The organism is Rhizobium sp. SEMIA 4085, assembly GCF_013004495.1.
GTDB classification, from domain to species: Bacteria; Pseudomonadota; Alphaproteobacteria; order Rhizobiales; family Rhizobiaceae; genus Rhizobium; species Rhizobium gallicum.
The window spans coordinates 1-6,032 of sequence record NZ_JABEPH010000359.1 but is presented as its reverse complement, the minus strand read 5'-3'; the positions used below and the strand labels follow the sequence as shown (position 1 = coordinate 6,032).

Sequence of the window (6,032 nt, the reverse complement as noted above, 5' to 3'; positions counted from 1 at the left end):
CGTCCTGGGCCCTCCCCGCGTCGTGAACGCCCCGCGCCCGACGGCTTGGGAACCGCGCCGTGCTCTTGCCAATACCAAAACTGTGGCGAAGGGCGAGAGGGTGCTGATTCGGATTTTGAGAGCGGCCATAGCGGCATCGATGCCGGCTGACGGCGATTTGAGCAATCGAAGAAAGCCATGCCCGCCGAAAATACATTCTGCCTATTCGTTGACCAGAAGGCGGCGGAATCACGTAATTTCCTGTCAGAGACTTGCGTCGAATGCATAGGTGGAATGAAATCTTGTCTCTGTTAGTTCTTCGCGGCGCAACATATATTCTGGTCATCAAACGCAAGCCAGCGCTGATGGGCAGCAGCTGGCAGATGGCAAGCCCTCGGAAAGGGGATTAAAATGAACTTCACACGCTCGTTCAACAACTGGCGCAAGTACCGTCAGACGGTTACCGAACTTGGCCGCATGACCAACCGCGAATTGCACGACCTCGGCATCGACCGTTCGGACATCCATCGCGTTGCTCGCGAGGCCTCTGGCCGCTAATTCAAGGCGATCAGCGTCCTCCCAAGCTGATCTCCTCCTTCAAAACGCCCGGTGCCTTCGGCAACGGGCGTTTTCGTTTGTTCAACTTGCACCTTCGCATTAGTTGCAGCGGAAAGCGCCTTTTTTCTTCTCCGCTCAAAAAATGGCTTCTGCGTATTTATCGTGCATCACATTGCACAAATGCATAGCAGATGCCTTTTCTTTGCACTGCACAATATGACCGGGAACCACTATATGAATGTCAACCGCAGAGACGGCGATGGCGCCGCCCGCGAGGCAACGTTCTAAGGAAGATGACGATGAACCCGATCCGCATTGCTAAGAGCTGGATTAGCTACCGCCGCACGCTCAATGAGCTGGGCAACCTTTCGAACCAGACGCTCTCCGACATCGGCATCAGCCGCTACGAGATCCGTAACATCGCATCCCGCTCGTTCCGCTAATCGCGGCAGGCGTGATACACCAAAAACGGCGCCGATTTGGCGCCGTTTTCGTTTTAAGGTTCTGTCGGCTCCAGGCGCAGTGTGCCAGCCAAACGAACAGCCTCGATTTCTTTCTTGGTGGAACGTTCGTGGGCCTGGTGGGAAATTCTAGATCGGCTAACTCTCCCACCACCTAAGTACCCGCATCGCCCGGAGGGTCACCCATCGCGAGGGCTCGCCCTGCCCGTCGTCGACCTCGAACCACACCCGCCCCGCCAGGCTCCAGTCGAGCGGCCAGGTGCCGTTCTCCAGGCGTCTGGAACGGACGTGGCCGATAGCCTCGCCAAGTCGCGGGTCGCGATCGCCGCCGGTCAACATCGCAGAGAAGCGGAAATAGTCGAGCGCACGCAAGACGTCGTAGCGCCAACGGTTCGGATGCAGGAAGCGCAGAAACCGCTCGTCTGCCGGCTCACCCGTGCCGAGACGGCGGAAGAGGTTGCGCTCCAGGAGATACTCCTCGCCAGACCTACGGGCCTCTTGAGATTGACGCGTACCCCCCGTGGCTCTCTCGTACTCCAGGAGCCCTTCCAGCACGTTGATCGTGCTGGCGAATGAGGAGCGGACCGAGCCGTTGAGCCTCTCACAGTTCCAGCCGCCGTCATCGAGACGCTCGCCTACCAGCCTGTCGACAATGGACGAGACGTCAACCCCAAAATAGGCACCATCGGCAACGGTCCGGCCGTTGATGCACTCCTCGACTTCGCCCTCCCAGTAGGGCTGGCCGCCCTCATCCCAACGTGCGTTAGCGCCGATCAGTTCGACAGTTCGTTTGGCCCGATCCGACGAGGGATTGAGACCAAACTCCCGCAGCTGCGACAACGAAAAGGTCGTGGCCGTCCACGGCTGACCGTGCTCCTTCCACTCGCGAGGATCAAAATCGGCTGGGACGAAGGAGCCGCCCGCCCATTGCCCGTCCTCGTCCTGGTAGGATAAAAGCCTGGCGCCCCAGCCCTCGCTCTCCACCTTCGTCCGCTCCGCCGCCCACTCCGGCTCCGGGACGTCAATCAGGTCGCGCATCACCTGCCATCGGATCGATGGGTCGGAGTGGAGAAGCCAGTCGATCACCGAGCCAGAGTGAATCATGTCGGGCGTGCCTATCAGCAGATCGAAGCCGATAGCTCGCTTATAATCCACTTCTGCTGGCCTGCGCCAGCCCGGTGCAGACACGAGAATCCGGGCTAGCCATCCACAGCTCTTGGTCGATGACTAGTTCGTCTCGTCGCCCTTGATGACCCTCCAGTTGGGACGGCCGAGATTGAAGGGCCAGGCATGGACGTCGCGGTCGTTGAAGTAGACGACTTCTTCCAGTTTCGGAAAATCGCTGTGCTTCAACGTCACGGTGTCGATCCACGGCCGCATGTAGGCGTCTCTTCCTTCATAGCCCAGCTCGGCTACCCAGATGGGCTTGCCGTATCCCGAGACTCGACGGTAGCCGTCAGTCAGCGCCTGGCGGAAGTCACGCGGACCGCCATAAGCCAGGGTGTCGTAGGGCTCCAGGCCGAAGACGGAGAGGCCAACGAGATCGACATAATCGTCACCCGGATAGTAGGCATCGAGTCCGTCCAGTCCCTTCGGCGACCACATCACTTCCACCCCAGGTGCCTCGGCACGCACGATATCCATCATCCGCCGGTATGCGGTGACGTAGTCGCGCGGGTTCCAGCCAGCCCAGGAGAACCGGCTGTTCTGATCTTCCATTTCCTGCCCCCAGCGGACGATGACCGGGCTCTTGAGCTTTGTGATCATCTGGGCGATCGCACGCATGTTGACATCGTAATCGCCGCGCAGGACCTTCTGGCGCAGCTCATCGGAGGTCAGCCGCCAGTCGACATCCCATGACCAGGGTTCGACGGAAATCAGCAGGTTGCGTCCCCTCGCCTGCGCATAGGCGTCTGCCGCCTTCAGCGTTTCGAGATCGACGTCTTCCCACGGCAGGAACAGGTGTTCGGTCGCGACACCTTGCTGCGACGTGAAATCGCCGTGCGGGTCATAGGCGCCGAACTTGATGCCGTCCGCATGTAGAACGGGGCGCTTGTCAACGATTGCCTGGCTCAAGGGTGCTGGAACTCCAGCTGCTTCCTGCGCCAGGCTCGGCGTTGCGGGATGAGTTGCGACCGACAGCAGCAGCGCGATTGCGGTGGCCGAGACTATTCTTTCCCTTAGCTTCTTCATGACGTTCTCCTCTTACCTCCGAGCCATCAGCTTCTGCCTGTAGGCATCCGCATTGGCGCTGACGGTGTCCGCCGGCACGAGCTTCAGATATTCATCGCCGGCGCGCGCTGAGGCGTGGCGGAAGATGTACCAGTTACCGTCGGGCTGGCGCTTCTGATAGATCACCCTGCCGATCTTGCGGTGACCGAAGCAGGTGCTGACGCGGGCCGGGCCCTCTTCGTTCGTCCAGGTGGCGCGCATGCACATCTGTCCGAGATCGTCGACGGCCCACCGGCCCTCGGCCACCCATTGCTTTCCGCCGTCGTTCGTCCAGGCGACGAAGCGGCGCCCTTCGTCCATGAAGCGGCCGCCGCCGGCGCCCCAGGTCCAGGTCTTGTCGCGATAGAGCTGGTAGAGTTCGTAGGCGCTGAGCGGCATCGGCGCTTTCTTCGCTTCGGCTCCCGCCGCCGCGCCCGGCAAGCAAAGTACCAGGCTAAGGACGGCAGCCGCCGCGCCATATGTTCTTGTTCCTATTTTCATTGCACCCTCCTTCAACCGAAGCGCACCCGCCGACATGGCTTTGACTCTACGCGCTCGGCTCCACTCTCGTTGATCCTGCGGCAGCCTGCTGCCGGAACCCATTCCACTTGAAGCGGAATTTGACGATCCGCGTCTTGCCGCCGCCGAGACCGGCGCCTGCGACTGCGAATTTTGCTTCCGTGAAACTGACGATGTCCTGGCCATGCGACAGCGCTTCGAGACTGCTCAGGCCGTGCAGGCGGATTTCGCCGCTGCCGGCGACAAGAAGCGTCAGCGCGCTGGCCGCCACGAGCCTTAGATCGCGTGAGCGGGGCATAAGCGGCAAGCCGTTCTCGCGTGCGTGATGCGCAACGATCAGCATGGTCAGCGCGGCATAGATCACGGCGTTGATGCCGGCGAAGATATAAAAGCCGCGGGCAGCGCCTTCGGCAGGTGCCAGCACCATCGCGGCAAGGGAAATACCCGCCAGCAGCACATAGGGAAGCAGAACGAGCGCCGGCAGCGTCCTCTGCGCTTGCGTGCCCTTCGGCGTGATGCGGAAATCGACGAAGGAGCCGGAGACGTGATCGCGCAGAGCAGCCAGGGTTCCGGCAAGCGACCACGGCCAGCGTAGGAGAACGAAGGCAATGCCTTCCCAGCCGAAAAGCTTGGCGTCATATGGCCGGAAAGTCGCACTGCGCCTCCAGAAGAGAGCAAGCGCAACCAGCACCAGAGACAGCGGCGAGAAATGCAGCAGGAAGTCCGGATAGGTGACGCCGACGAAGACGTGACCTGTCAGCAGGGCCAGGACCGGCAAGGCGAACATCAGCGCCATGAACGCCGAAAACAGCGGATACCAGACCTGCGAAAACAGGAACTGGAACTTCAGCTTCAGCGGCAGCTTCGGCACGTAAGTGCGCGAATATTGCAGCAGGATCGTCACCAGGCTCCGCGACCACTGGAATTCCTGGACGACGAGATCGGCAAACGTCGCCGGGCCGTCGCCATGGGCGATCGCATCGAGCGCATGCACGCCGCGCCATCCGCCGGCATTCATCATCAGCGTCGTCGAGTGATCTTCGGCAAGTTCCGGCCCGAGGCCGCCGATCTGACGCAACGCTGCGGTGCGCACGGCATAATGCGAGCCAATGCAGAGCGGGGCCCAGCCGTCATTGTAACCCGCCTGAAGCGAACCATGGAGGCTTGCCTCGGCGTAAAGCCTGCCTCTTGCGGCCCAACTGTCGGCGGCATTCGCATCGCAGATGCTGGGAGCCGAGACATAGCCGACGCGCGGATCGGCGAAGGGCTTCATGACTTCCTGCAGATAGGTCGGCTCCGGTACATGGTCGGCATCGAACTGCGCCACGAAATCATAGCGGTCATAACCGTAGCGATCATAAAAATAAGCGAGGTTGCCTTCCTTGCAGCGCGTCCGGCGCGGCCACTCAGTCCCGTGATAGGCGGCAACCCCCTTGCGCGTCGAAATGTAGATGCCATGCCGGGCGCACCAGCGCTTCGTCTCTTCCGCCGGATCCTCGTCGGCGAGCCAGATGTCGAACTCGACGCCTTTCTGATCCAGCATGGCGAGCAATGTCTTCCGCACTACCTCGAAGGGCTCGGACGGCACCTTGGTCACCACCATGGCGACGCGGCCCGTGGGGACGGCTGCCGAAGGCTTCATCCGCTTTGCATTGACGAAGATGAAAATGAAATAGGCCGGGATCAGCGTGACCCAGGCAACGGTCGCCGTCGTGATGATGAATGCTGGCGTCGAGATCACATGGGCGGGCTGCAGCCACCATGTCCAGAAATAGGCAAGCGCGGCGAGCCAGCAGGCGACGCCGAACCAGTAGGCGGCGCGGCTCCAGCCTGCAAAGATGGGTTCGAGCGCGTCCTGTCTGGCAGCACGAGGCGCCGTCGCCCTTCTCTGTCTGGTCACGAATGGCGCTACGTTCATGCGCGCACCTCCAGACCGAAGGTCGGGCTCGCCGTGCGGATGATCGTGTCGATGTCGGAGAACTGCGGCGTGAAGCCGAGAACCGCCCGCGCCCGTGCGGTATCGGCAAAAAGCACCGGCGGGTCGCCGGCACGGCGGATATCGTAGTGTACGGGAACCTCGTGTCCGGTGATGCGATGGATGGCGCTCAGTATCTCGCCGACGGAGGTGCCATGGCCGGAGCCGAGATTGACCCGCAGCGTTTCACCGCCGCTTGCAAGGTAGTCGACGGCGGCAAGGTGGGCCTGCGCGAGATCGCTGACATGGATGTAATCGCGAACACAGGTGCCATCCTCGGTCTCGTAGTCATTGCCGAAAACCTCCAGGCACGGCAGACGGTGTGCAGC

Annotated in this window: 7 protein-coding genes; 2 read left to right on the top strand and 5 right to left on the bottom strand. The window is 61.5% G+C overall.

What is annotated here, in order from left to right; translation table 11 throughout:
* Window positions 1–390: 390 nt before the first annotated feature.
* Window positions 391–537: a DUF1127 domain-containing protein gene (locus tag C9413_RS26280; protein ID WP_022715389.1), complete on the top strand. Its 147-nt coding sequence runs from the start codon at window positions 391–393 to the stop codon at window positions 535–537.
* A 299-nt stretch (window positions 538–836) separates the two neighbouring features.
* Complete coding sequence (locus C9413_RS26275; RefSeq protein ID WP_074061123.1) at window positions 837–980, top strand: DUF1127 domain-containing protein; 144 nt, start codon at window positions 837–839, stop codon at window positions 978–980.
* Between the two features lie 156 nt (window positions 981–1,136).
* On the opposite strand, the gene C9413_RS26270 is transcribed toward C9413_RS26275, so the two are convergent.
* From C9413_RS26270 to C9413_RS26250, 5 genes are all read right to left on the bottom strand, one after another.
* On the bottom strand, window positions 1,137–2,102 hold the full coding sequence (locus C9413_RS26270) for a hypothetical protein (protein ID WP_039846735.1): 966 nt from the start codon (window positions 2,100–2,102) through the stop codon (window positions 1,137–1,139).
* Window positions 2,103–2,225: 123 nt separating this feature from the next.
* Window positions 2,226–3,191, bottom strand: coding sequence for a glycosyl hydrolase (locus C9413_RS26265; protein WP_039844734.1), 966 nt, complete (start codon window positions 3,189–3,191; stop codon window positions 2,226–2,228).
* 12 nt (window positions 3,192–3,203) lie between these two features.
* Window positions 3,204–3,710, bottom strand: coding sequence for a DUF995 domain-containing protein (locus C9413_RS26260; protein WP_039846734.1), 507 nt, complete (start codon window positions 3,708–3,710; stop codon window positions 3,204–3,206).
* Between the two features lie 46 nt (window positions 3,711–3,756).
* Window positions 3,757–5,646, bottom strand: a complete 1,890-nt coding sequence (locus C9413_RS26255; protein ID WP_039844733.1) for a glycosyltransferase family 2 protein — start codon at window positions 5,644–5,646, stop codon at window positions 3,757–3,759.
* A partial coding sequence (locus C9413_RS26250) for a GDP-mannose 4,6-dehydratase (protein ID WP_170251108.1) occupies window positions 5,643–6,032 on the bottom strand: 390 nt, incomplete at its 5' end. The genes C9413_RS26255 and C9413_RS26250, both read right to left, overlap by 4 nt.